The following is a 20,619-nucleotide window of genomic DNA, read 5'->3' as shown; positions in this document are numbered from 1 at the left end:
CACCCGGTTCTACGGGTGCCTATGCCGTTCGATCCGGACCGCGTGACGACCATTACGTTCGACTCGTACAGCACCATCGTCGACGTTGAGGCGGCCCAGAAAGCCCTCGCCGACCGGGTGGACGACCCCCGGCCGGTGTCCCGGCTCTGGCGCTCCCGTTCGCTGGCGTACACCTTCCTCGCCAACCAGATCGATGCCTACAAGCCGTTTTACGAGATGAACCGCGATGCGCTCCAGTACGCGTTAGATGCCCACGGCGTCGATATCACGACAGAAGAGCTCGACGAGATTCTCGCGGTCTATCACGAACTGGACGTATTCGACGATGTTCGTGACGGGATGAATAAACTCTACGACGCCGGCTACGACCTCTATGTCGTCTCGAACGGCAACCCCGAGATGCTCGACTCCATGGTTGATTTCGCCGGTATCGGCGGCCTGCTCGAAGACACCGTCAGTGCCGACGAGGTCCAGATGTTCAAGCCGGCAGCGGAGCTATATCGTCACGCGGCGGACCGAACGGAGACCGATATCGAGGAAATCGCCCACGTCACCGCGGGCTATTTCGATGTGTACGGGGCGATGCATGCCGGGATGCAGGGCGTCTGGGTCAACCGTGACGGCGGGCCGTGGGACGCCTTCGCTGGCGATCCGGACCTCACTATCGAGTCGTTCCACGACCTCTACGACCAGTTAGTGTAAGCGGGGTGTTCTCGGACAGGCTACACGTGCCGGGACAGTGCCGTCCGCAGTGCACCGGCGAGTTCCCGGTGCCCGTCCTCGGCGAGGCTGTCGGTGACGACTTTCAGCGCAGCCGCAGAGCCGCCGACGTAGAGACTACCGCTGTCCTTCTCGACGACCACCACGTCGGTCACCTCGGCGACGGCCCGGATGCTCGCGCGGGCATCATCGGTCAGGTCGCCGAGCAGGAACGTGAGCGTCGCGCCGTCGTCAGTGCCGCCTGCCACCGTCTCGCCGAGGGCCTGATGGCGAGCCACCTCCCGCAACGTCACGTCGGTCAGTTCCGCCACGGTGGGTCCGGAGTCGGTCTCCGGTCGTGTCGTCCGCTCGTCCCCGAGCGCGTCAGCCACTTTGACCACGTCGTGGGTTTCGCGGGTGTCGTGTGTGCGGATGATGTGTGCGCCGCGTTCGACTTCCATCGTCGCTGCGGCCAGCGACACGGCGAGCTGGTTCTCCGTCTCGGGCTGGTCAGCCAGATCGCCGAGGAAATCCTCGCGGTTGGTTGCGGTGAGCATCGGCCGGTCGAAGGCACGGAACTCCCGGAGCCGACGGAACATCTCCCAGTTGTCCTCGAACTCCTTGCCGTCGTACCAGCCGCCGAAGGCCGGGTCGATGATAGTCTTGTCCGTGAACCCGTCCCGCTGGAGCGCCTCGAAGATATCGTCGATAGTTTTCAGCGCGCCGGGGCGGGCCAGATCCGGCGGGCTGGCCATCTTGACGACCGGCATGTCGTGGTCTTCGACGACACCTTTCATGTCCGGGTCGGCGAACCCACACACGTCGTTGATGAGATCGAATCCGTAGCCGATGGCTTCTTCGGCCACTTCAGCGTAACGAGTTTCGAGTGACAGCGGTACATCGGCGTCGAGTTCGTCGACGAGCGGACCGACCTCTTCGAGCCGGTCTTTCTCCATCTCGACCGGCTTGGACTCGTACTTGGGGTTGGCCGACTGCAGGCCGACGTCGATGATGTCCGCACCGGCCGGGACGAGGTTTTCTTCGATAGCATCGGCGGCTTCCGCGGGGTCCAGATACACGCTCGGCTTGTACCCGGAGTTCGAACTCATGTTCAACACGCTCATGACGCGTGTCGGGTGCCCATCACCCACCGGGAGGCCGTCGATTTCGACCGTTCGCATACCGCTCCCTGAGGACTGTGGATACAAAGGTCCCGCGACATCGGTGGGTCGGTGACGCCATGCAACGTGTCACCGATACAGAATCACTGAGATTTATGTACCCGGTTGCATGAATTATACAGGATGGGTGGGGAGCCAACGGTCGCATTCGATCTCGATTCGTTCGAGGCTGTCACACAGCAGTTGATGGCTGCGGAGTCCGAGCGGGAGATATGCGAGATCGCAATGTCGGGGATTTCGCCCGTGTTCGACGTGCCACTCGGAGCGCTGTGGCTGTATGACAGTGACGCGTCGGAACTGCAGTTGGCCGCGTCGACGGAGCGGGCGGACGAGGTATTCGACTGGCCGGTTACCTACAGACCCGGCAACAGCCTCTCGTGGGAGGCATTCGAGCAGGACGAAGTTCGGACGTACTCCGAACTCGACGACGAGCAGCGCCAGTACAACGAGAGCTCGCCTGTCAGCAGCGAGGTCATCCTGCCGCTTGCCGAGTACGGCATTATCAACATCGGCTCGCTCACCCCCGTTACGTTTGATGGCGAAACGGTTCGATTCGCGCGGCTGTACGCGACGCACGTTCAGTCGGCACTGCAGAAAGCCGAACGCGAGCACGACCTCCGCGTCCAGCGCGACCGGATGGAACAGTTCATCGGCGTCGTCTCACACGACCTCAGGAACCCGCTCCACGTTGTCGAGGGGCGGCTCAAACTCGTTCGAGAGACCGGCGACCTGTCCCACCTTGACGATGCCGAAGAAGGCGTGGCTCGCATGGAGGCACTCATCGACGACCTGCTGACACTCGCAAAAGAGGGATACGCAGTCGAAGATCGAACTGCTGTGTCCCTTGACACCCTCGCCGAACGAACCTGGGCGATGGCCAGGACGGGTGACGCAACGCTGAAGATCGAAGGGTCCGCCCCGGTGTTCGGTGATCAGAACCGCCTCAAACAGGTGTTCGAGAACCTCTTTCGGAACGCGGCGGACCACGCCGGCGATGACGTGACTGTCTGGGTCGGTCCGCTTGTCGATGACGGGGCAACCGAGAGAGACAGTACGGACGAGCGAGGCGAGGGCCGAGTGACAGGCTTCTACGTCGCTGATGACGGACCAGGTATCCCATCCGACAAACTGAACGACGTGCTCTCGGTCGACGCCTTCTCAGGCAGTAACAACGGCCTCGGCCTGTCTATCGTTGCCCAGATCACTGACGCCCACGGTTGGGACATCTCGGTGACCGAAAGCAGGGCCGGCGGCGCACGATTCGAAGTGACCGACGGGACAAAACCGGTCTCACCGTTTCATTCTTGGTAGCGCGGAGACGGCGACTGACAGCGCCCGAATCGGGTACCAGTGGTGTCCCTGACGGGATTGACAGATTTATTTGCTCGCCCGCTATATGGTATGCCAGTGCAGACCCCGGAACAAGACATCGAAGCCGTGCTGAAAGAGTCAGGCCCGGATTACGAGGGGTTTCAGTTCGAGACACCGGGAGGTGGCCACCAGAGCGATGTCTACATGGTAACGCTCCACCACAACGGTGAGGCGTACGAGGTGGTCGTGAAGTTCAAGCCGCAGGGCGATGTCCCGTTCGCCGTCGAACCCTGTCTCCACGACTTCGTTGCCGCCCGGACTGACGTCCCTGTTCCACGCATCCTCGTCTACGAGGACGACCCCGACGCCGACGTGCCGCCGTATTTTGTCACCGAACGCATCCACGGCGAGAACCTGGCCGAGGAGTTCGCCGGGCTTTCGACCGCGGACCGACAGCGGGTGCTCGCCCAGTCCGGTCGGATACTCGGCGACATGCATTCCGAAATCGGATTCGAGGCGTTCGGCCGACTCACACTCCACGACGACCGGATCATCGTGAGTGACTGGATGGGTAACTGGCGGGAGTACTTCGAGAGCCTCACCAGGTCCCACCTCTCTCACCTCGACGGGACACCATTCGAGGACATGGCGGGTCGGGCGCGGGACTGTATCGAACCGGCCCTGAGTATGGTGCCAGAGGACGGCGTTCCGCGACTGGTGCACGACGATTTCAGGCCGGCAAATCTGATGTTCGAGCAGACGGCGGACGCGCCGATCACGGCCGTTCTCGACTGGCAGGACGTGCTCGCGGCGCTGCCGGAGTACAATCTCGCACAGACCGAGTTCCTCTTCATCGACTCGTCGTTTCAGGACCCGGAACTCCGTGACTCGCTCCGAGCGACGTTCCGCGAGGGGTATCAGGAGATGCGCCCGATGGAGTTCGACGAGGGCTACGAGCAGCGACGGCCGCTCTATCAGCTATCGACGCTCCTGTGGCGGATGGCCGGCTTCGAGGCCGTCTTCGCCGACGAGTCCGGCCTCGCCGCCGCTCGCGCCGAAGCCCAGTACCGCCAGCAGTTCGAACGGCTCGTTGAGGAGATACAGGCGAACTAGGCCGGCGCTGGTGAGTGCCCGCTGTCGACGAGCGCCCACACTGACTCCCAGTCGAGCGTCGTCTGTGCGCCGGGCGACTGCGCCGCGAGTGCGCCACAGGCGTTGGCGACCGCGAGCGCTCGTTCCGGGTCGGTCTCCTGTGCGCTGGCGAGCAGATACCCGGCAGCGAACGCATCACCTGCGCCTGCAGTGTCGACAGAGTCTATGGGATACCCGTCGTTCGTGACTGTCCGGTCGTCGATATGTGCCGTCGCGCCGCAGTCCCCGTGTTTGACGACGACTGTCGGCACTGTGTCGAAAAGGCCGCTGTCCTCGGCGTGGTCAGCCTCCCGGTCGTTGCAAAACAGGATATCCGCGTGTGAAAGCACCGCCGAATAATCGCGGTACGGGAGCCGACGGCCGGGGTCGAAACTCACCGGGACGTCAGCTGCCGCAGCGTCGCGTGCAAGCGTTGCGGCAGTCACGGGATCCTGGCCGGTCAGGTGGAGATGGTCCGCCTCAGCCAGGGTTTCGACCGGGAGATCCGACGCACAGAACGCCTCGTTGGCCCCGTCGTTTCCAAGCACCGCGACGTCGCCGTTCTCGTCCACGATGAGGTATTTCACCGCCGTCGGTTCGTCCGACTCGATCAGTAGCGTCTCGACGCCGGCCGCCGCCAGTTGGCTCCGGGCCATAGTTCCGTGGTCGTCCCGGCCGACGCTACCGAGGACTAGCGGGTCCGCATCGAGCCCGGCGAGTGCGACGGCCGCATTCGATGCACTCCCTCCACTGGACTGTGACCGGTCAGTGATACGCCCCTCGCCGTCGGGTTTCGGGAGGTGGTCGACATGGAGCGTCACGTCCCAGTTGACGTGGCCGGCACAGATGACGCGCATATCCACCGCTGGGAGGGGCGCTGTGATAGCAGTTTCCCACTGATACGGGCTGTTGTCGTCCCGTCCAACTCCCGGTGAGGGACATAGCGACAACAGTCCGTACGAAAGATATGCAGCATATTTAACATTGACCGGAACGGACCGCTGCGTATGGTAACGGTCCCCGATAGCAGCCTCCCAATGAGTTGTTGGACTGGCATACGATTACTCCACCCAGAGGTGATTGCGTGATGCGTCACGGTGTGGCTGTACTCGCTTGCTTAGTCGTCGTCGGCTCGCTTCCGCTGTCAGTCGCCGGTGCGAGCGTCAACGCGTCGATATCGAACGTCGATGTGTCGCCGCCATCGCCAGCACCGGGCGAAACCGTCACGTTCGAAACGACGGTACGAAACCTCGAAAACAGCGACGCCCCACTCGAAATCAATGATATCGCGCTGCGGAAATCGGGTGGTCGTGGTGTCACCGAGTACGAGCGCGTCTCGAATCTCGGTTCGATCTCCCCGGGCAGCACGTTGGAAGTGCCCCTGACTGCCTCCTTTGATTCGGCTGGAACTAGGGACCTCCGCGTCATCGTGTACGGTCGTGACCGCGGGACAGGTGAGAACGTCGAACTCAGATATCCGGTGAAGCTAAACGTCGAAGAGCGGCACCCACAGGTGGATATCACGGCCAACGACTCCGTCGCCGGCGTTGAATCGACCGGCGAAGTCACCGTCGCAAACGGGCTCGATACCCAGATAACGAACGTCGAAGTCGTCGTCGAGGGCGACGGCGTCGAGATGACAAAGAGCCGGACGGTCCGGTCAAGCATCGCACAGAACGGGTCGATTACAGCCCCGTTCCGGTTCCGACCTGAATCCGCTGGCGAACACTCGCTGACCGCAACGATCAGCTACACGGTCGACGGAGATACCACCCGCACCACGACTCGGACGACAGTCATCGATTCAGACCCACTCCGGAACAGTGTGGAACTCGATACGACAGCAGTCGGTAGCGGCACCGACCGCGCGCTGCGAGTCGCCGTCTCTAACGGGGGCAACGCTCCCCTCTCGGATGTCATGGTCAGTGCAACGTCTGAGAACGCGTCGTTCCAGCGTGTGCTGCTTGAGAACATCTCTGCCAGCACGACCCGGCAGGTGCGACTGAACGCTACGATGGACGAACCTCGTGCGGACGTTACCGTCACCGCCGACTACGAACTCGGGACCGAAACGGAGCAGACGACCACCGAAACGACGCTCCGATCAGTCCCCGGAACGATAGACCTCACCGGTCTGGACGTGATCCGGCAGGGCGGACGCCTCCAGATTTCAGGGAGTGCGAGCAACGTCGGGTCGACGGATGCGGATAGCGTCCTCGTCAGCGTCGTCGACACGGAGAACGTCACTCCAGCAACCCCGAACCGCGATTACTTCGTCGGCACGGTCCCGGCCAGTGACTTCGTCTCCTTCGACGTGTACGCCCGGACGACGGGCAACGTCACGTCGGTACCACTGGAGGTGACCTACATCGTCGACGACACGCGGAAGCGACAGACGTTCGATGTCGACACCAACCAGATGGGCGGTTCGGTATCGCAGCCGGAGCAGGATGGCGACAGTGAGGGCGGTGACCAGAACAGCATGCTGCCGGTGTTCGTCGCCGGTGGTTTGGCGCTACTGGTCGTCGTCGGTGTCCTCGTGCGCCGCTACCGCCGCGGTGACGACGATATCGAGGTATGACGGTCATCGACGCACAGGGACTGGTCAAGCGCTACCGGACCGGCGGCCAGACCCTCTATGCACTGGCAGGTATCGACTTCGCCCTCGAAGCCGGCGAGTTCGTCTCGATTATGGGTCCCAGCGGCAGTGGCAAGACGACCCTGCTGAACATCCTCGGACTGCTGGATACGCCGACCGAGGGAACAGTCCTGCTGGAGGGCCAGGACGTGACCGGACTCGGCGACAGCAAGCGGACCGCTCTCCGCAAGCGAACGATCGGGTTCGTGTTCCAGCACTTCTATCTCCTGCCGACGCTGACCGCCGTCGAGAACGTCGAAGTACCGCTGCTGCTGGACAGTGATCCACAAGTCAAAAAACGGGCTCGAACGCTCCTGGAGCGACTCGGACTCGGTGAGCGACTCGACCACAAGCCCGACGAACTCTCCGGCGGGCAAAAGCAACGCGTCGCCATCGCGCGCTCGCTCATCAACAGCCCGAAGGTCGTGCTCGCCGACGAACCGACGGGCAATCTCGACAGCGAAACCGGGCGGCAGATACTCGACGAGTTCCGCCGCATCGCCGACGAGGACGACGTGGCCATCGTCGCCGTCACTCACGACGACTTGGTCAACGAATACGTCGACCGGACCGTCCATCTGGTCGACGGCACCATCGGGAGGGAACGGAAGAATGGCGGGTAGGTTCTTCCCGGCCGCGCTGATGGCGCGGCGCAACCTCACGCGGACGAAGATGCGGTCGTTGCTGGCGTCGCTGGGTATCGTCATCGGCGTCGTCGCCATCGCTTCGCTGGGGATGTTCGGCGTCGCGCTCCAGTACTCGTTCACACAGAACCTGGGCAATGTCGGAAACCAGCTCACGGTGTATCCGAATTCCGGCGAAAACATCACTGAACTCACCGAACGCGATATGCGTACGATCCGCAGAGAGGCGAGCCCGACGGCGACTGTCTCGCCGGTAAAGACACGTGTGGAGCCAGTGTCGTACAACCGCGAGGACGCAGTCAGGGAAACGATATACGGCATTGAGAACCCGGGAGAGTTGTACGAGGCAAAAGAGGGTCGGGTATCGCCGTTCCGATCCGGAGCACTTGTCGGTTCAAGTGTTGCTGAGACACACGACCTGCATCCCGGGAGCCAGATCACTATCAACGGAACCAGTGTCCGTATCCGTGCAGTTCTTGAAGAGGGCGATGCGTTCTCCTCGACGAACCCCGACAACCGAGTCATCGTACCAGCCACTTCGTTCAGCCAGAGTGGCTACTCGGAAGCGTACGTAATCGAATCCACTGGGACGCAGGCTAACGAAACGGCCATGGGGATACGCGACTCGCTCAACGACCGCGAGCAGCGGGTCTTCGTGCAGGAACTGGGTTCGCTCGTCGACACCATCGAAGAGCAGTTCCAGATCATCAACACCGTCCTCGCCGGTATCGCATCGATCTCGCTGCTCGTGGCTGGCATCTCGATTCTCAACGTCATGCTGATGTCCACTGTCGAACGCCGGGAGGAGATCGGCGTTCTCAGAGCGGTCGGCTACCAGAAGCGGGATGTCCTCAAAGTGATGTTGATGGAAGCGACGCTGCTCGGGTTCCTCGGTGGGATCGCCGGTGTCATTCTGAGCCTCGGTGCCGGGCTGGCGATAAACCACTACGCCGTCGGTGACGCGATGGCCGTCTTCAGGCTACCGAACGCCTGGTACGTCGGTGCGGCGTTCGCCTTTGGGGTGCTGACGAGTATCGTCAGCGGGCTGTATCCGGCCTGGAAAGCAGCGAGCGAAGAACCAGTCGACGCGCTACGTGGCTAAATCGTCGCGTCGACGCCCGGTTCCAGCAGCGGGTCGGTCCGGTCGACCGACAGGGAGTCGAACTGCGCGAGCCAGTCCTCGTCGCCGCGCTCAAAGGCCTCCAGCGCGTCGCCGACGGTGTAGGTCCGTTCCTCGTCCGAGCACGGGAACACACCCTCTAGGTCGTCGCCGTCATAGATAGCCAGCGAGACGACCGGGAACACGACCACGTCGTCGACGCGGTCCATCCCGACGTAGCTCCGATTCCGTCGCTCGAATGCCGGTTCGAGCGAGTGATCATTCTCGCTCGCCCAGTCTTTGAATTCCTCGTAGGTCTGGATGGCTTCCGACCGCTTGTCCTCTGCCATCGTTCTGATCCGTTGCCACTCACCGGCGACCATCGACTCACTGAACACGCCGTTGGCCTCCAGTCGTTTCACCCGATTGAGTACCTGCTGTTGTGCGTCGAACGTGCCGTAGGTATCTCCACGAAGATACAGTTCCGCCCGAAGATGTGTGTCCCCTGTCATAGCTTTCTCATCGCTAGCTTCTGCAGAAGCCCTCAAAACTCTTTCCCAGATAACCATGCTAACACATCACGCATAACGGAACACAAGAATTTACCGTATGAAGTCCTCTATATGGATAATATGGAGTATTTGCCTGTATATGAAAGTCCCTTATATTATTAGTACGGCAACAGTTATTTTCCTCTTGGGTCGATGTTAGTTTCGATAGTTGTCGAACAAACGCCCAGTAGATATTTTCCAGTTTAGACGGGAAATTCGCCAATTCATAAGCAAATGAATAGTTGTTTGTTGGAGGCTTTGGTGCTCACACATCCCTGTGACTCCCTGTTCAAGAGCTTGTTAGCCAGAGGAACCACAGGTCTTGCTTGCTCCTGCACCCGGTATGGCCGCTGTCCCTGTCCGCTACATTTGCCGGTTCCGGGACCGGTGCGCCCGAGGATATTCGATAGCTGCCGAAATTGTAGCCACCTTTCGTCGAAAATACGGTCAGTTCTGCCCACCACGAGCGGACTCTTATCGGTCACCCACATCACGCTGTTCGCGGGGCGTTTCGTTCACTTTGGAGCGCAGGACACATCGCACTTCCCGCCCGCTAACCGTCCGCTACAAAAACGGCGGACAGCTCGTGGCCAAGCCCCCTCGCCGATTTAATCGTCTGCGTGTGCTTGCGTACCACTCGCAACAATATCGATCTCGCCGGCGTCCAGCTCTTCTTCGATTTCGCGGGCGGCCTGCACCATGTTCTCCATCTTGCCGTAGGCGACTTCCCGCGGCAGGAGCTTCACGCCGCAGTCCGGAGACACGGTGAGGCGCTCCGGGGGTACGACTTCCAGCCCTTTCTTGATGTTCTCCTTGATCTCCTCGACGGACTCGACCTCCGCGGTGTGTGCGTCCAGTACGCCCATCGCGAAGTCCTTCGTGAACTCGTGTTCCTTGAACACGTCGAGCTGGTCGTAGTCGCCGTTGGCGAGTTCCAGGTCGTACTCGTGGACCGGATAGTCCAGAATCTCGGGGTAGATGCGTGAGTAGTCGCCGTAACAGACGTGCAGGCCGAGGCGCACGTCGTCGGGGATCTCGTCAACGATGCGTTCCAGACACTCGCCGACGATGGCGTGGTCGTCCGGCGTCGTGGCGAGGGCCGGCTCGTCGATCTGGATGTAGCGCGCGCCGGCCTCGACCAGCGCCTCGATCTCCTCGTTGACGAGGTCGGCCAGTTCGTAGGCTAGCTGCTCCTCGTTGTCGTACACTTCGTTGAACGACCAGTTGGCGAGGGTGTACGGGCCCGTGATGGGGACCTTGACGGGTCGCTCGGCGACCTCGTCGGTGAACTCGAACTCCTCGACAAGCCACTGCTCGCCGTACTCGACCTCGTCGGCGACGCTGGGCTTGTCGAAGTAGTTGTGGCCCCACACCTTCACGCGGCCGTTGAACTCGTAGCCGTCGATGCGATGGGCGAAGTACTCCACCATCTCATTGCGGCGCATCTCACCGTCACAGATGACGTCGAGGCCCGCCCGTTCGTGCTCGTGGGTGATGAGTCGCGAGGCGTCGTCTTTCGATTCCTCCCACTCGTCCTCGCCGAAGTCGGCGTCCTCGTCCGCGAACAGCTCGCGGGCACGGTCGTGCCACTTGGGCTTTGGGTAGGAGCCGACGACGGTCGTCAGCAGGAAGTGGTCGTTCGGGTGGTCCGCCGGTTTGAACTGGTCTCGTGGTCCTGTCATCGTTATGCCTCCGCCGCCTCCAGATCCGCGGCGTTTGCGAGCGCTCTGAGCTTGTCTTCGAACTTGTTCACCGGGAGATAGAACGTTTCCGTGTTCGCCGTCGCGTACACGGTGTCGTAGGTGGAGTTCGTCTGCTGTTCGAACCAGTCGATGCGGTCCCGGATCGTCTCCGGGGACTCGACGAGCGTGTTCTGCCCGTCGACGACGCCCAGTGCCACGTCGTCTTTCGTGCCGTACTCCTGGACGTTGTAGACGGTCTGGTCGTGGTTCGCCACGAGGTCGAAGCCGATGGCGTCCACGTCGGCGTCCATCAGGTGCGCGTAGGCCTTCTCCTCGATTGCGCCCCAGTAGGTGTGGGCAACGACCTCGGCGTCGGCGGCCGAGGCGACAGCATCGATAGCGTCGGCGGCACGCTCGTCCTCGCCGTCCTCAGGCGCATTCTCGACGAGCGACGGTTCGAGCAGGAACAGCGTCTCCACGTCGGGGAAGGACTTCACTTCCTCGACGAGGAAGTCAGCGATGGCATCGAGGAACGCGGCGTCGTCGCCGTAGTGCTCGTCCGTAGCGAGGTCCGCAAGCGAGTACGGTCCGGGGAGGACCGCCTGCAGTCCCGAATCGACGTGGTCGGCGGCCGCGGCACCGAGGTCCGCGGCGACGTCGCCGCCGTCAGCACTGAGGGCACCTTGCACGACCGGCTCTCGGTAGAAGTTGTTGTTGTCGTAGTAGCGGACGATACCTTTCGTCTCTACGCTGTCGTGGACCGCGAGTGGGTGCGCGAGCATGTCGTCCCAGCGAAGTTGCCCCTCGACGACGCGGTCGAGTCCGGCGTCCTGCTGGACCGAGATGACCTCTTCGCGTGCTTCGTCGTAGGCCGCGACGACCTCGCCGGACTCGTCGCCCGAGATGAGGTCGGTCTTCTGATGGCCCTTCAGATCTGCCAGTTCGTCCTTGGCCCAGTCCGGAAGCGGAAAGAGTCCAGGGGTCGTGGCGATTACCTGTGTCATTGCCCTGCAGTAGGAAATGACGGGCTTTAATATTTCCTATTCGATAAAATGCTCAGTAGTAATCAAACTCGATAGAATCGCAGGACGACGAGCGCTTCGTATGGGTGTTTCTCACTCGCAAGCTGCTCGCTCGCCAGCCCCTGTTCGCTTGCGTACGCCCGCACCGCATCCGGGTCCGTGAGACTGCTGACGAGCATGAGCCCTTCGCCGCCCGGGGCCAACACGCGCTCGACGGTTTCGAGGAACGGGTCGACGAGCCGGCGACCGTCGTCGCCGCCCGACAGCGCGTGTTCCATCCAGTCGTCCCACTCCTGTTCGGATGGTGTCGGCAAATAGGGCGGATTGAACGTCACGATATCGAACGCGTCCCTTTGGAACGGTTCGACGAGGTCGCCGCGGACGACTGGGACACCGTTGTCGGCCGCCTCTCGACAGGCCAGCGGGCTCACGTCGACCCCGACTGCCCGTCGTGCCCCAGCGTCGGCGAGCGTCGCGGCGACGTAACCGGAGCCGGTCCCGACATCGAGGACGGTATCGCCCGCCTCGACTCGCTCACGGGCTGTCCGGGCCAGCAGGTCCGAGTCCTCTGCCGGCTGGTACACCGACTCTACGCCCCGCTGGTCAGCTAGCGAGGGGCGGTCCTCACCGTCACCCATCTCAGGCCTCCGGCTGGCCGACTTCGTAAGCCAGTGTCGCCAGCGTGGCGAAATCGGCCGGTGTGAGCTTGCCGGCGCGGGCGCTCATGAGGTCCTCGTCGGCGGCCTCGACCACTGCGTCGGGGTCGCCCAGCCCGGAGATGTGGGCCGTATTGCGGACGGCGTTGCGCATGGTCTTCCGGCGCTGGGTGAACACTGCCTTCAGGAAATCCATGAAGAACTCGTCGCTGGGAACGGTGTAGTCCGGCGTCCGCGGTGTCGTCCGGACGAGTGCGCTCGTGACGCGCGGCTGCGGGTCGAACGCCTCTGGTGGGACCGTCTCGACTATCTCCACGTCGGCGTAGTGGCCCGCCGTGACTGACAGCCGGCCGTAGTCGTCCGTCGCTGGCTCGGCGGCCATCCGCTCGGCGAACTCCTGCTGGAACATCAACAGGAGCGGGCGCTGTTCCGGCAGGAGCCGGAAGGCGATCTCCGAGGACGCGCCGTAGGGCAGGTTCGAGATGCTGGCGGTGAACTCGGGCAGGTCGACGTCGAGCGCATCATCCTCCACCACAGTGAGGCGGTCCGCCGAGATTTCCTCGGCGAACTCCTCGCGGAGGTGCGCCGCGAACTTCGGGTCGCGTTCGACTGCGGTCACTTTCTCGGCCGCCGCGAGCAAGCGGTCCGTCAGTGCGCCTGGACCTGCGCCGATTTCCAGAACGTGCGAGAGGTCGACACCCGCGTCCGTTGCGTACTCCGGGATTCGGTCGAGTACCCGGTCGTCGACGAGGAAGTGCTGGTCCTGCCGGGTGTCGGCCCGTTTGCCGGCCCGTCGGACAAGCGCGTCGGGGTCCCGAGTCCCTGTTTCGGTCGTAGTCATTAGCGAGTCGTAGCGGGTCGCGGTAGAAAAGGGTCGCCTTATGCTGGTGGCTGTACGCTTAGCTGCTTACAGCCGACAGCGTTACGAGGACTGTTCCTCGCGGCGGACGAACAGTCGGTACTTCAGGTCGTCGTCCTGTAGCTCTTCGAGTATCCGCTCGACCAGGGTCTCTTTGGGGCTGTGGAGGCCGCTGACGCGTTCTTCGAGGTCGTCGAAGCTCTCGAAGGGCTTTCGCTTTCGCTCGTCGAGAATCGTGTTCCTGAGCTTCTTCCCGATGCCCGGCAGGAGGTTCAGCTGGTGGAGCCGTAGCGTGATCGGCTGGGCATCGTTGTAGAAGTCGACAAATCGCTGTTCGTTAGCCTCGACGATTTCCTCGACGGCGTAGTCGAGTTCCGAGCGGGCACCACTTGGGATGTCCTCGAACTCGACTTCCGCCACGCGGCCGAACTCCGTCAGGTCGACGCGGTCGCCGAAGGCGATATCAGCGTCCTTGTCCGCAAGCTGCAGCTCGTAAATGTAGAACTCACCAATATCGAGCGCGTACGCAAGCGGCTCCTTCTGGTGCTGTGGCCGGTCGTCCCCGGGCCGTCCGTGCGGGAGGACATCGAGGACAGCCGCCATCATAGTGTCGCCGCCGCTCTCCGATTCAGTCATGACAGGCAGTACGAGTACAGCACACTTAATGCCGGTGGATGCCCCGAACCGCTTCACGGGACGCCGTCGCTAGCTTCGTGTTCGGTTCGACGGCGGCGGAAACGAATACCGTTGGCGTAGCTGGTCGCCGGCGAAATCAGAGAAAGAGCGGCGGTAGCCGAACTGACGGCGTCGTTACGCGTACTGCTTGACGATATTGATGATCTCGTCGAGTTCGTCGCCGTCGAGCGTGTACCGCTCCTGAGCGAACACGGCGCGGAGCTCGTCGCGGTCCAGCGGCCGCAGGTTCGCGATCTTGTAGGCCGTCGGCGTATCGACCTTCTCGAGTTCTTCGAGTTCTTCGACCAGCTGCAGCGACTCCTCGGGGTCGAGGAGGGCGAAGCGGTTGACGTGCTCGATTGCCCGCTTGAGCTCGTAGCGCATCTCGCGGTCCTCGTCGGCGGCCCGCTCCATCTCGAGGTCTTGGAGTATCTCCTTGGTCTCCGCGACCGTCAGGAACTCCTCACTGACTTTCTCTTTGAATATCGTCATTCTTGCCGGCGCAGGTGCGCAGCGGTGACGATGATGGTCTTCGCCTTGCCACCGTCGACGATATCGACCTTGTACGCGTCACCCTGCTTCCCCTCGACGGTTCCGGTCTGGCCGTCGAACCGCGGGTGGAAGCGCCCGTTCGGCACGGACGGGTCGATCTTGAGGTGGACTTTCTCACCGTCGTCGAACTCTTCGACGGCGCGCTGGGGCGGCGAGGTGCCGCGGTCGCGGGGCTTGTTCTTGAGCTTGTCTCGTGTTCCTTCGAGAGGTCCGTTTGAACTAGGCATTCTTGCTCTCCGCTAATCCGGTCGCCCTAATAAAACGTGCGTTCCGCGGCCGTCACTGCTCACGCGCTTGCGGCCGCTACGGAATCCGCGGAGAAAACGACAGCGACGAGTCGATTACAGGCGACCGGTGCTCTCGACGGAGACCGACTCGACGTCATCGACGTTCGCAAAGGCCTCTTCGACGGCTTCCGTGCCGCCAGTGTCGTCAGGGACGATGACCGTCGGCGTCAGCGCGACGAGGCCGAAGGCGACGTCCTCGCGCTCGAACCCGTTGATCTTCGTTCCTTCGGGAAGCACGCCCTCGAGACGCTCCTGCAGGTCGTCGAGGTCGACTTCGGGGCTCTCCGGCATGACCTTGATCTTGGCTGCTACTTTCCCCATTGTTATGGCCCCATGAAGCCGCAGTCCGGGCATTTGTAGAGATTGCTTTGCTTCCGGCAGGTGGCACAGCGGTAGATCTGCTGGCCACAGTCCGGGCACTTGAACGCGGCGGCGTTCGTGCCGGCGATGTTGATGCCACACGAGACGCACTTGCGCGCCTGTTTCTGTTGGCTCTCGCTCATACCACTCCGTATCCGACCGCGGCTTTTAACGATTGCCAAACGCGACCGCCACCGCGAGTGACTGCCATGGCCCTAGTTCCCGGGCAGAATGTCCCCGAGCGCAGCGCCGATTGCCATCGGAACGAACGCGACAGCACAGATGCAGGCCGATTCGTAGACGACTGCGGGGTCCGCCGACCACTCGACCAGTCCCCAGCCCGTAAGCAGGGCGATGGAGACGACTAGCGCCGTTCCGGTGACGCCGACGAGTCGCCGGGGAATCAGCCCGAAAATCGGGTTCGCCACCCGCACGTCCTGGAAGTCGGCGACGTACAGAATCGAGACGACCAGGCCGATGGCGATGACGATAGTCGCCGCAAGATACAGCGGGTGCTGGGCGATGTGGCGGCCGGCGTCAACTGTCCCGCCCTCGACAGCCATGGGAATCCCGAACAACAGCGAGCCAAGCAGCGCCTCCGCGAGGTCGGACCGGCCAAAGCCCCAGACGACCCGGCCGAAGGTCGCAGGCTCGTGGTCCTGAGAGTCTGCGGCCGCACGCATTGCGTCCCGAACCTGCTGTCGCTCGTCCTCTGAGTCGACGAGCTGTTCCAGTTCTTGGAGTTCGTCGAACAGGTTCGCGAACTCGTCGTCTTCCACGTCCATGTCGGCCGGCGGGCGGTTTGACTGGCTCATTTGAGATCGGGCTCGCTGTCTCGCGTCGGTACGTCCGGGTCCGGGTCGGCGCCGGTCGTCGGCTCGCCGTCCTCCCAGACGTAGAACCCCTCGCCCGTGACGGCACCGAGCTGTCCGTCCTCGACTTTCTGTCGGAGCAGCGCTGGCGGCTCGAACCGCTCGTCGAGCCGGTCGGCGAGGTCCGAAAACGCCGCCAGCACCGTCTCCAGGCCGTGTTTGTCGGCGCGGACGAGCGGCCCATCGCGGTCTGACTCTCCGCGCTCGAAGGTCCGGTCGATGTCGCGAACCCCGGCGACGCCGTCCTCGACCATCCGGACCGCCTCGGCGATGGTGGCGAGTTCGAGGCGGAGCGCGGCGAACCCCGGCGTGTCGCGCACGACGATCGGCGACGCGTCCAGACTCTCGACGAAGTCGGTGACTCGGTCACGGGTCGCCACCGTTGTCTGCTCGGCGATGACGACCTCGACGATAGCGCCGTCCGGCGGATCGACGGGGTTGAGGCCGACTGCGCGGTCCGGGCTCCGCAGGCCAGTGGCGACGGCAGTCACCGACAGCGACGTGTCGCTGACGGCGATGAGCGTCTCGTCCTCGATCATCGTCTCCGTTTCGGCGACCACATCTCGATGGCTCTCCGTCCCGCCATCGGTTGCGTCGATGACGATATCGCTGCCGCTGACGGCGCTTTCGAGCCCGGTGGTTCCGTCGATACCGGCCGAGACATCCCGGTTGAGTGCACGCCGGATCTCGTCGACCCGGTCCATCACGTCCGTCGCATCCGTCCCCCGAAGACGCACCTCGTGGCCCGCACGGACACATCGCTGTGCGATATCCCGCCCCCGTCGTCCGGTTCCGAGTACGGCCACAATCATGACTAAACCACTGTACGCTCCGGGTTAAGCCTTTACGCCACCGTCTGTCATTGTCCCGTCTCCGGTCCGTGTCGCTTGCTGGTCAGACAGATGGACGGTGGGGCCAGCGGTACGTTTTTTTACAACACCGGTTGTATCGCCGGGCATGGACATCGGTGTACTGACAGTTCCACTCGGTGGACAGTCGCTCGACGAAGCACTGGCGTATCTCGACGACCTGGGCGTCGATGCGGTCGAACTGGGGTGTGGTGGCTTCCCCGGCGACGACCACCTCGACCGGCAGGCGTACCTCGACGACGAGGAGAAGCAGGCCGAACTGCAGTCGCTCTTGGACGAACACGACCTCCGAGTGAGTGCGCTGGCGACTCACAACAATCCGCTCCACCCGGACGACGAGCGCGCTGCCGAGGCAGATCGGGAACTCCGGGAGGCGATCCGGCTGGCCGACCAGCTCGACGTGAACACCGTCACGGGGTTCTCGGGCCTGCCCGCCGGCGGCCCGAACGACGAGGTCCCGAACTGGATCACCGCCCCGTGGCCGACCGAACACGCCGACGCCCACGAGTACCAGTGGCGCGTCGCCGACGAGTACTGGTTGGACCTCGCGGCCCACGCGGGCGCACACGACGTAAATGTCGGTATCGAGATGCATCCCAACATGTTGGTGTATGAACCCCGCGGGCTGCTGGAACTCCGCCGGCGGACGAACGACCGCATCGGGGCGAACTTCGACCCCTCGCACCTGTACTGGCAAGGCATCGACGTGACCGAGGCCATTCGCCTACTCGGTGAGCACGACGCCATCCACCACTTCCACGCCAAGGACACGAAAGTGTACGACTCAAACGCCCGCGAGAAGGGCGTACTGGACACCGCGCCGTATACGGACGAGGCAGACCGGTCGTGGCTGTTCCGCTCAATCGGCTACGGCCACGACGAGTCTCACTGGAAAGACGTCGTGTCGACGCTGCGGATGGTCGGCTACGACGGCGCGCTCTCTATCGAACACGAGGACTCGCTCACCAGCGCCCGTGAGGGGCTGGAGAAAGCAGTCGATGTGCTTGATCGCGCCGTCTTCGAGACCCAGCCCGGTGACGCCTACTGGGCTGAGTAAGCAATAGAACCATCGAAGCGGCTTTTTCCGACACTTACGCTTATATAGTGTCTGTGAGATACTACGACTGGATTATTCGATCCAGTGATACTATATGGACATCGAACTCACACACAAGCCCTCGTACACGCACGTCCGCGCTGCCCTCGACAGCGGCGAATCGATACTCGCCGAACCCGGCGCGATGGTCAGTCACTCGCCGACTATCGAAATCGAAACGACGACCAGCCGGGACGGCCTCCTCAGCTCCGCGAAGTCGATGCTCGGCGGCGAGTCGCTGCTCGCAAACGAGTTCACTGCCAGGGGCGGCCCCGGAACCGTAACCCTCGCGCCGCCGACGCCAGGCGACGTCCACCACCACGAACTCACTGGCGAGACGCTATACGCGGTAGACGGGGCGTTTCTCGCGGCCGACCCTGACATCGATATCGACTCCGAGTTCGGCGGTATCAAGTCGATGCTGGCCGGCGCGAGCATCACGCCGCTAGCGCTGAAAGGGACCGGAAACGTCCTCATCGAGGCCTTCGGCGGGCTGGAGACCGTTGAACTCGACGCCGGCGAGTCCTATACAATCGACAACGACCACGTCGTCGCTTGGGACGAGTCAGTTTCATTTGATGCTCACCGCGTCGGCGGACTGAAGTCGACGTTGCTCAGCGGCGAAGGACTCGTGATGGATTTCACCGGTCCCGGAACGGTCTGGTACCAAACCCGCGGCCTCGACTCGTTCACGTCGGCCATCGCCGACGCACTGCCCGGAACGGGCGACAACGACGGCGACGCGTCCGGCCTGGACGACTTCATCTGAACAGCCGACGGGAGTCGGCCGGAAAACAGCCGCGTTCAGGAGAGCGCTTGCGTGATGTCCGTCGACGACACCATGCCGACGTAGTCCTGGTGTTTGTCGATGACGGGGAGGTGCTTGATGTCGTAGGTCGTCATCATCGCGGCGGCCTCGCCCAGTTCGAGCGAGGTCGTCACCCGCTCGACCGGCGACGTCATCACCTCACCGACGGTCGCCGACGAGAGGTCCTTCCCGGCCGCGACGGCGTCGACGATATCAGTGGTCGTGATGATACCCGCCTGCGCCCCCGGCACGAAGATGCCGTTGATGTTCTGCGCTTGCATCTGCGTCGCGGCCGCTTTGACGGTTTCGTCGGCAGATATCGTCTCTAACGGCGTCGACATGATGTCCTCGATACGAACGGTCGTTTCAGTGGCCATGCAGGAGCAACGCGCGCATCCGGTTTCGTCTTTTCCCTCGCGGCGGCCCGCCGTCCTGCCGTCACCCTGAGCGTTATTTCGCCCCCGAGTGAACAGCCAGGTATGACCCTCGATATCGGCATGCTCGGCTACCGCTTCATGGGCAAGGCCCACGCGAACGCGCTGGACCGCCTGCCCATGTTCTTCCCCGAAGCACCGGCCGTCAACAAGGACGTGCTCGTCGGCCGCGACGAGGACGCGTTGGCCGACGCGGCCGACCAGTTCGGCTTCGACCGGACCGCGACGGACTGGGAGGCTGTCATCGACGAGGTGGACGTGTTCTACAACCTCGGCCCGAACCACGTCCACGCCGAGCCGTCAATCGCGGCGCTGGAAGCCGGCACGCCGACGTTCTGTGAGAAGCCGCTCGCGCCGACGCTGGATACGGCCGAGGAAATGGCCGAGGCCGCCGCCGACGCTGATGTCCCCGCGGGCGCGGCGTTCAACTATCGCTTCGTCCCGGCGATCCAGTACGCCAAGGGGCTCATCGACGACGGGGAACTGGGCGAGATTCACCACTTCCGCGGACAGTACCTCCAGGACTGGCTGGTCGACCCCGACGCACCGTGGTCCTGGCGCAACGACGCGGAGATGGCCGGCAGCGGGGCGCTGGGCGACCTCGGGTCGCACACGGTCGACCTGGCCCGGTTCCTGCTGGGCGACACCGCCGGCGAGATAACCGATGTGAGCGGGCATCTCCGAACGTTCACCGAGGAGCGCCCCGTGGAGGGGAGCGACGAGACGCGCCCGGTGACCGTCGACGACGCCTACAGCGCCCAGATTGCCTTCGACAGCGGTGTGATGGGAACGCTCGAAGCGTCACGGGTCGCCAACGGCCACAAGAACGCCCACACTATCGAAATCGAGGGGTCGAAAGGCGCAATCAAGTTCGACCTCGAACGGCTGAACGAACTACAGGTGCTCACCGAGGGCGACCGCGGCTTCCAGCAGGTGCTCGTCACCGACGCTGACGACCCCTACGTCGACCACTGGTGGCCCCCCGGCCACGTCATCGGCTGGGAACACACGTTCGTCCACGAGAACTACGAGTTCCTCTCGGCCGTGGCAGACGGCGGCGAACAGGAGCCGTCCTTCGCTGACGGCCTCGCCGCACAGCAGGTCCTCGACGCTATCGAACGCAGCGACGAGCGCGGCGAGTGGATCAGCCTGTAGGTCCGAACCGAAACCCCCTTTCGGCGGCTACTGGTAGA

At 63.1% G+C, this 20,619-nt stretch carries 24 protein-coding genes; 9 read left to right on the top strand and 15 right to left on the bottom strand.

From position 1 onward, the window contains the following. The first annotated feature begins 21 nt into the window (after positions 1 to 21). The gene (locus C444_RS12975) at positions 22 to 702 is read left to right on the top strand and encodes a haloacid dehalogenase type II (RefSeq protein ID WP_004593376.1); all 681 of its coding nucleotides are present in this window, start codon (positions 22 to 24) and stop codon (positions 700 to 702) included. Positions 703 to 722: 20 nt separating this feature from the next. Here the strand turns inward: C444_RS12975 and C444_RS12970 are convergent, their stop codons facing one another. Further along, entirely contained in the window at positions 723 to 1,880 is a 1,158-nt protein-coding gene (locus tag C444_RS12970; RefSeq protein ID WP_004593375.1) for a dihydropteroate synthase, read from the bottom strand. 123 nt (positions 1,881 to 2,003) lie between these two features. Here C444_RS12970 and C444_RS12965 point away from each other — a divergent pair, with 123 nt between their 5' ends. Beyond that, on the top strand, positions 2,004 to 3,191 hold the full coding sequence (locus C444_RS12965; protein WP_004593374.1) for a sensor histidine kinase: 1,188 nt from the start codon (positions 2,004 to 2,006) through the stop codon (positions 3,189 to 3,191). Between the two features lie 96 nt (positions 3,192 to 3,287). Then, positions 3,288 to 4,304, top strand: a complete 1,017-nt coding sequence (locus C444_RS12960) for a phosphotransferase family protein (RefSeq protein ID WP_049909514.1) — start codon at positions 3,288 to 3,290, stop codon at positions 4,302 to 4,304. Here the strand turns inward: C444_RS12960 and C444_RS12955 are convergent. After that, positions 4,301 to 5,179, bottom strand: coding sequence for a carbohydrate kinase family protein (locus tag C444_RS12955; protein WP_004593372.1), 879 nt, complete (start codon positions 5,177 to 5,179; stop codon positions 4,301 to 4,303). The two genes, C444_RS12960 and C444_RS12955, sit on opposite strands and share 4 nt — an antisense overlap. A gap of 230 nt (positions 5,180 to 5,409) precedes the next feature. On the opposite strand from C444_RS12955, the gene C444_RS12950 reads away from it, so the two are divergent. The 3 genes from C444_RS12950 to C444_RS12940 are packed head-to-tail and all read left to right on the top strand — an operon-like array spanning position 5,410 to position 8,706. Next, complete coding sequence (locus tag C444_RS12950) at positions 5,410 to 6,903, top strand: COG1361 family protein (protein WP_004593371.1); 1,494 nt, start codon at positions 5,410 to 5,412, stop codon at positions 6,901 to 6,903. After that, positions 6,900 to 7,583, top strand: a complete 684-nt coding sequence (locus tag C444_RS12945; RefSeq protein ID WP_004593370.1) for an ABC transporter ATP-binding protein — start codon at positions 6,900 to 6,902, stop codon at positions 7,581 to 7,583. Before C444_RS12950 ends, C444_RS12945 begins: the two co-directional genes overlap by 4 nt. Beyond that, the gene (locus tag C444_RS12940; protein ID WP_004593369.1) at positions 7,573 to 8,706 is read left to right on the top strand and encodes an ABC transporter permease; all 1,134 of its coding nucleotides are present in this window, start codon (positions 7,573 to 7,575) and stop codon (positions 8,704 to 8,706) included. Before C444_RS12945 ends, C444_RS12940 begins: the two co-directional genes overlap by 11 nt. On the opposite strand, the gene C444_RS12935 is transcribed toward C444_RS12940, so the two are convergent. From C444_RS12935 to C444_RS12880, 12 genes are all read right to left on the bottom strand, one after another. Continuing rightward, the gene (locus C444_RS12935) at positions 8,703 to 9,215 is read right to left on the bottom strand and encodes an HTH domain-containing protein (protein WP_004593368.1); all 513 of its coding nucleotides are present in this window, start codon (positions 9,213 to 9,215) and stop codon (positions 8,703 to 8,705) included. The genes C444_RS12940 and C444_RS12935 overlap by 4 nt on opposite strands. A gap of 647 nt (positions 9,216 to 9,862) precedes the next feature. Further along, positions 9,863 to 10,936: a methionine synthase gene (locus C444_RS12930; RefSeq protein ID WP_004593367.1), complete on the bottom strand. Its 1,074-nt coding sequence runs from the start codon at positions 10,934 to 10,936 to the stop codon at positions 9,863 to 9,865. A gap of 2 nt (positions 10,937 to 10,938) precedes the next feature. Further along, the gene (locus C444_RS12925; protein WP_004593366.1) at positions 10,939 to 11,940 is read right to left on the bottom strand and encodes a methionine synthase vitamin-B12 independent; all 1,002 of its coding nucleotides are present in this window, start codon (positions 11,938 to 11,940) and stop codon (positions 10,939 to 10,941) included. Between the two features lie 62 nt (positions 11,941 to 12,002). Continuing rightward, positions 12,003 to 12,596, bottom strand: coding sequence for a HemK2/MTQ2 family protein methyltransferase (locus C444_RS12920; RefSeq protein WP_004593364.1), 594 nt, complete (start codon positions 12,594 to 12,596; stop codon positions 12,003 to 12,005). 1 nt (position 12,597) lies between these two features. Further along, the gene (locus tag C444_RS12915) at positions 12,598 to 13,455 is read right to left on the bottom strand and encodes a 16S ribosomal RNA methyltransferase A (protein ID WP_004593362.1); all 858 of its coding nucleotides are present in this window, start codon (positions 13,453 to 13,455) and stop codon (positions 12,598 to 12,600) included. A gap of 81 nt (positions 13,456 to 13,536) precedes the next feature. After that, the gene (locus C444_RS12910; protein ID WP_004593360.1) at positions 13,537 to 14,109 is read right to left on the bottom strand and encodes a DUF655 domain-containing protein; all 573 of its coding nucleotides are present in this window, start codon (positions 14,107 to 14,109) and stop codon (positions 13,537 to 13,539) included. A 174-nt stretch (positions 14,110 to 14,283) separates the two neighbouring features. Next, entirely contained in the window at positions 14,284 to 14,640 is a 357-nt protein-coding gene (locus C444_RS12905; RefSeq protein WP_004593358.1) for an RNA polymerase Rpb4 family protein, read from the bottom strand. Further along, the gene (locus tag C444_RS12900) at positions 14,637 to 14,927 is read right to left on the bottom strand and encodes a 50S ribosomal protein L21e (RefSeq protein WP_004593356.1); all 291 of its coding nucleotides are present in this window, start codon (positions 14,925 to 14,927) and stop codon (positions 14,637 to 14,639) included. The genes C444_RS12905 and C444_RS12900 overlap by 4 nt, the downstream gene beginning before the upstream one ends. A 114-nt stretch (positions 14,928 to 15,041) precedes the next feature. Next, positions 15,042 to 15,308, bottom strand: coding sequence for an elongation factor 1-beta (locus C444_RS12895; RefSeq protein ID WP_004593354.1), 267 nt, complete (start codon positions 15,306 to 15,308; stop codon positions 15,042 to 15,044). A 2-nt stretch (positions 15,309 to 15,310) separates the two neighbouring features. Further along, on the bottom strand, positions 15,311 to 15,490 hold the full coding sequence (locus tag C444_RS12890) for an HVO_2753 family zinc finger protein (RefSeq protein WP_004516620.1): 180 nt from the start codon (positions 15,488 to 15,490) through the stop codon (positions 15,311 to 15,313). A gap of 72 nt (positions 15,491 to 15,562) precedes the next feature. After that, positions 15,563 to 16,162: a hypothetical protein gene (locus tag C444_RS12885; RefSeq protein ID WP_004593352.1), complete on the bottom strand. Its 600-nt coding sequence runs from the start codon at positions 16,160 to 16,162 to the stop codon at positions 15,563 to 15,565. Then, entirely contained in the window at positions 16,159 to 17,031 is an 873-nt protein-coding gene (locus C444_RS12880) for a 3-hydroxyacyl-CoA dehydrogenase family protein (RefSeq protein WP_004593350.1), read from the bottom strand. The genes C444_RS12885 and C444_RS12880 overlap by 4 nt, the downstream gene beginning before the upstream one ends. 145 nt (positions 17,032 to 17,176) lie before the next feature. Here C444_RS12880 and C444_RS12875 point away from each other — a divergent pair, with 145 nt between their 5' ends. Continuing rightward, on the top strand, positions 17,177 to 18,145 hold the full coding sequence (locus tag C444_RS12875) for a sugar phosphate isomerase/epimerase family protein (RefSeq protein ID WP_004593348.1): 969 nt from the start codon (positions 17,177 to 17,179) through the stop codon (positions 18,143 to 18,145). Positions 18,146 to 18,239: 94 nt separating this feature from the next. After that, entirely contained in the window at positions 18,240 to 18,953 is a 714-nt protein-coding gene (locus C444_RS12870; protein ID WP_004593346.1) for a TIGR00266 family protein, read from the top strand. Between the two features lie 35 nt (positions 18,954 to 18,988). On the opposite strand, the gene C444_RS12865 is transcribed toward C444_RS12870, so the two are convergent. Continuing rightward, the gene (locus C444_RS12865) at positions 18,989 to 19,369 is read right to left on the bottom strand and encodes a CBS domain-containing protein (RefSeq protein WP_004593343.1); all 381 of its coding nucleotides are present in this window, start codon (positions 19,367 to 19,369) and stop codon (positions 18,989 to 18,991) included. 102 nt (positions 19,370 to 19,471) lie between these two features. Here C444_RS12865 and C444_RS12860 point away from each other — a divergent pair, with 102 nt between their 5' ends. After that, positions 19,472 to 20,581 carry a Gfo/Idh/MocA family protein gene (locus C444_RS12860; RefSeq protein WP_004593341.1) on the top strand — a complete coding sequence of 370 codons (1,110 nt, stop codon included), beginning with the start codon at positions 19,472 to 19,474 and terminating at the stop codon, positions 20,579 to 20,581. Positions 20,582 to 20,619: the final 38 nt, after the last annotated feature.

It is taken from the genome of Haloarcula japonica DSM 6131 (assembly GCF_000336635.1).
Classification (GTDB): Archaea; Halobacteriota; Halobacteria; order Halobacteriales; family Haloarculaceae; genus Haloarcula; species Haloarcula japonica.
This window is presented reverse-complemented; position numbering and strand designations above follow the sequence as displayed.

Bases quoted from the DNA above. Each gene is read 5' to 3' on its own strand.
- C444_RS12860 (WP_004593341.1), top strand. From the start codon at position 19,472: ATGACCCTCGATATCGGCATGCTCGGCTACCGCTTCATGGGCAAGGCC.
- C444_RS12965 (WP_004593374.1), top strand. From the start codon at position 2,004: ATGGGTGGGGAGCCAACGGTCGCATTCGATCTCGATTCGTTCGAGGCT.
- C444_RS12935 (WP_004593368.1), bottom strand. From the start codon at position 9,215: ATGACAGGGGACACACATCTTCGGGCGGAACTGTATCTTCGTGGAGAT.
- C444_RS12910 (WP_004593360.1), bottom strand. From the start codon at position 14,109: ATGACTGAATCGGAGAGCGGCGGCGACACTATGATGGCGGCTGTCCTC.
- C444_RS12955 (WP_004593372.1), bottom strand. From the start codon at position 5,179: ATGCGCGTCATCTGTGCCGGCCACGTCAACTGGGACGTGACGCTCCAT.
- C444_RS12900 (WP_004593356.1), bottom strand. From the start codon at position 14,927: ATGCCTAGTTCAAACGGACCTCTCGAAGGAACACGAGACAAGCTCAAG.
- C444_RS12950 (WP_004593371.1), top strand. From the start codon at position 5,410: ATGCGTCACGGTGTGGCTGTACTCGCTTGCTTAGTCGTCGTCGGCTCG.
- C444_RS12905 (WP_004593358.1), bottom strand. From the start codon at position 14,640: ATGACGATATTCAAAGAGAAAGTCAGTGAGGAGTTCCTGACGGTCGCG.
- C444_RS12895 (WP_004593354.1), bottom strand. From the start codon at position 15,308: ATGGGGAAAGTAGCAGCCAAGATCAAGGTCATGCCGGAGAGCCCCGAA.
- C444_RS12865 (WP_004593343.1), bottom strand. From the start codon at position 19,369: ATGGCCACTGAAACGACCGTTCGTATCGAGGACATCATGTCGACGCCG.
- C444_RS12890 (WP_004516620.1), bottom strand. From the start codon at position 15,490: ATGAGCGAGAGCCAACAGAAACAGGCGCGCAAGTGCGTCTCGTGTGGC.
- C444_RS12875 (WP_004593348.1), top strand. From the start codon at position 17,177: ATGGACATCGGTGTACTGACAGTTCCACTCGGTGGACAGTCGCTCGAC.
- C444_RS12920 (WP_004593364.1), bottom strand. From the start codon at position 12,596: ATGGGTGACGGTGAGGACCGCCCCTCGCTAGCTGACCAGCGGGGCGTA.
- C444_RS12975 (WP_004593376.1), top strand. From the start codon at position 22: ATGCCGTTCGATCCGGACCGCGTGACGACCATTACGTTCGACTCGTAC.
- C444_RS12925 (WP_004593366.1), bottom strand. From the start codon at position 11,940: ATGACACAGGTAATCGCCACGACCCCTGGACTCTTTCCGCTTCCGGAC.
- C444_RS12885 (WP_004593352.1), bottom strand. From the start codon at position 16,162: ATGAGCCAGTCAAACCGCCCGCCGGCCGACATGGACGTGGAAGACGAC.
- C444_RS12870 (WP_004593346.1), top strand. From the start codon at position 18,240: ATGGACATCGAACTCACACACAAGCCCTCGTACACGCACGTCCGCGCT.
- C444_RS12945 (WP_004593370.1), top strand. From the start codon at position 6,900: ATGACGGTCATCGACGCACAGGGACTGGTCAAGCGCTACCGGACCGGC.
- C444_RS12970 (WP_004593375.1), bottom strand. From the start codon at position 1,880: ATGCGAACGGTCGAAATCGACGGCCTCCCGGTGGGTGATGGGCACCCG.
- C444_RS12940 (WP_004593369.1), top strand. From the start codon at position 7,573: ATGGCGGGTAGGTTCTTCCCGGCCGCGCTGATGGCGCGGCGCAACCTC.
- C444_RS12915 (WP_004593362.1), bottom strand. From the start codon at position 13,455: ATGACTACGACCGAAACAGGGACTCGGGACCCCGACGCGCTTGTCCGA.
- C444_RS12930 (WP_004593367.1), bottom strand. From the start codon at position 10,936: ATGACAGGACCACGAGACCAGTTCAAACCGGCGGACCACCCGAACGAC.
- C444_RS12880 (WP_004593350.1), bottom strand. From the start codon at position 17,031: ATGATTGTGGCCGTACTCGGAACCGGACGACGGGGGCGGGATATCGCA.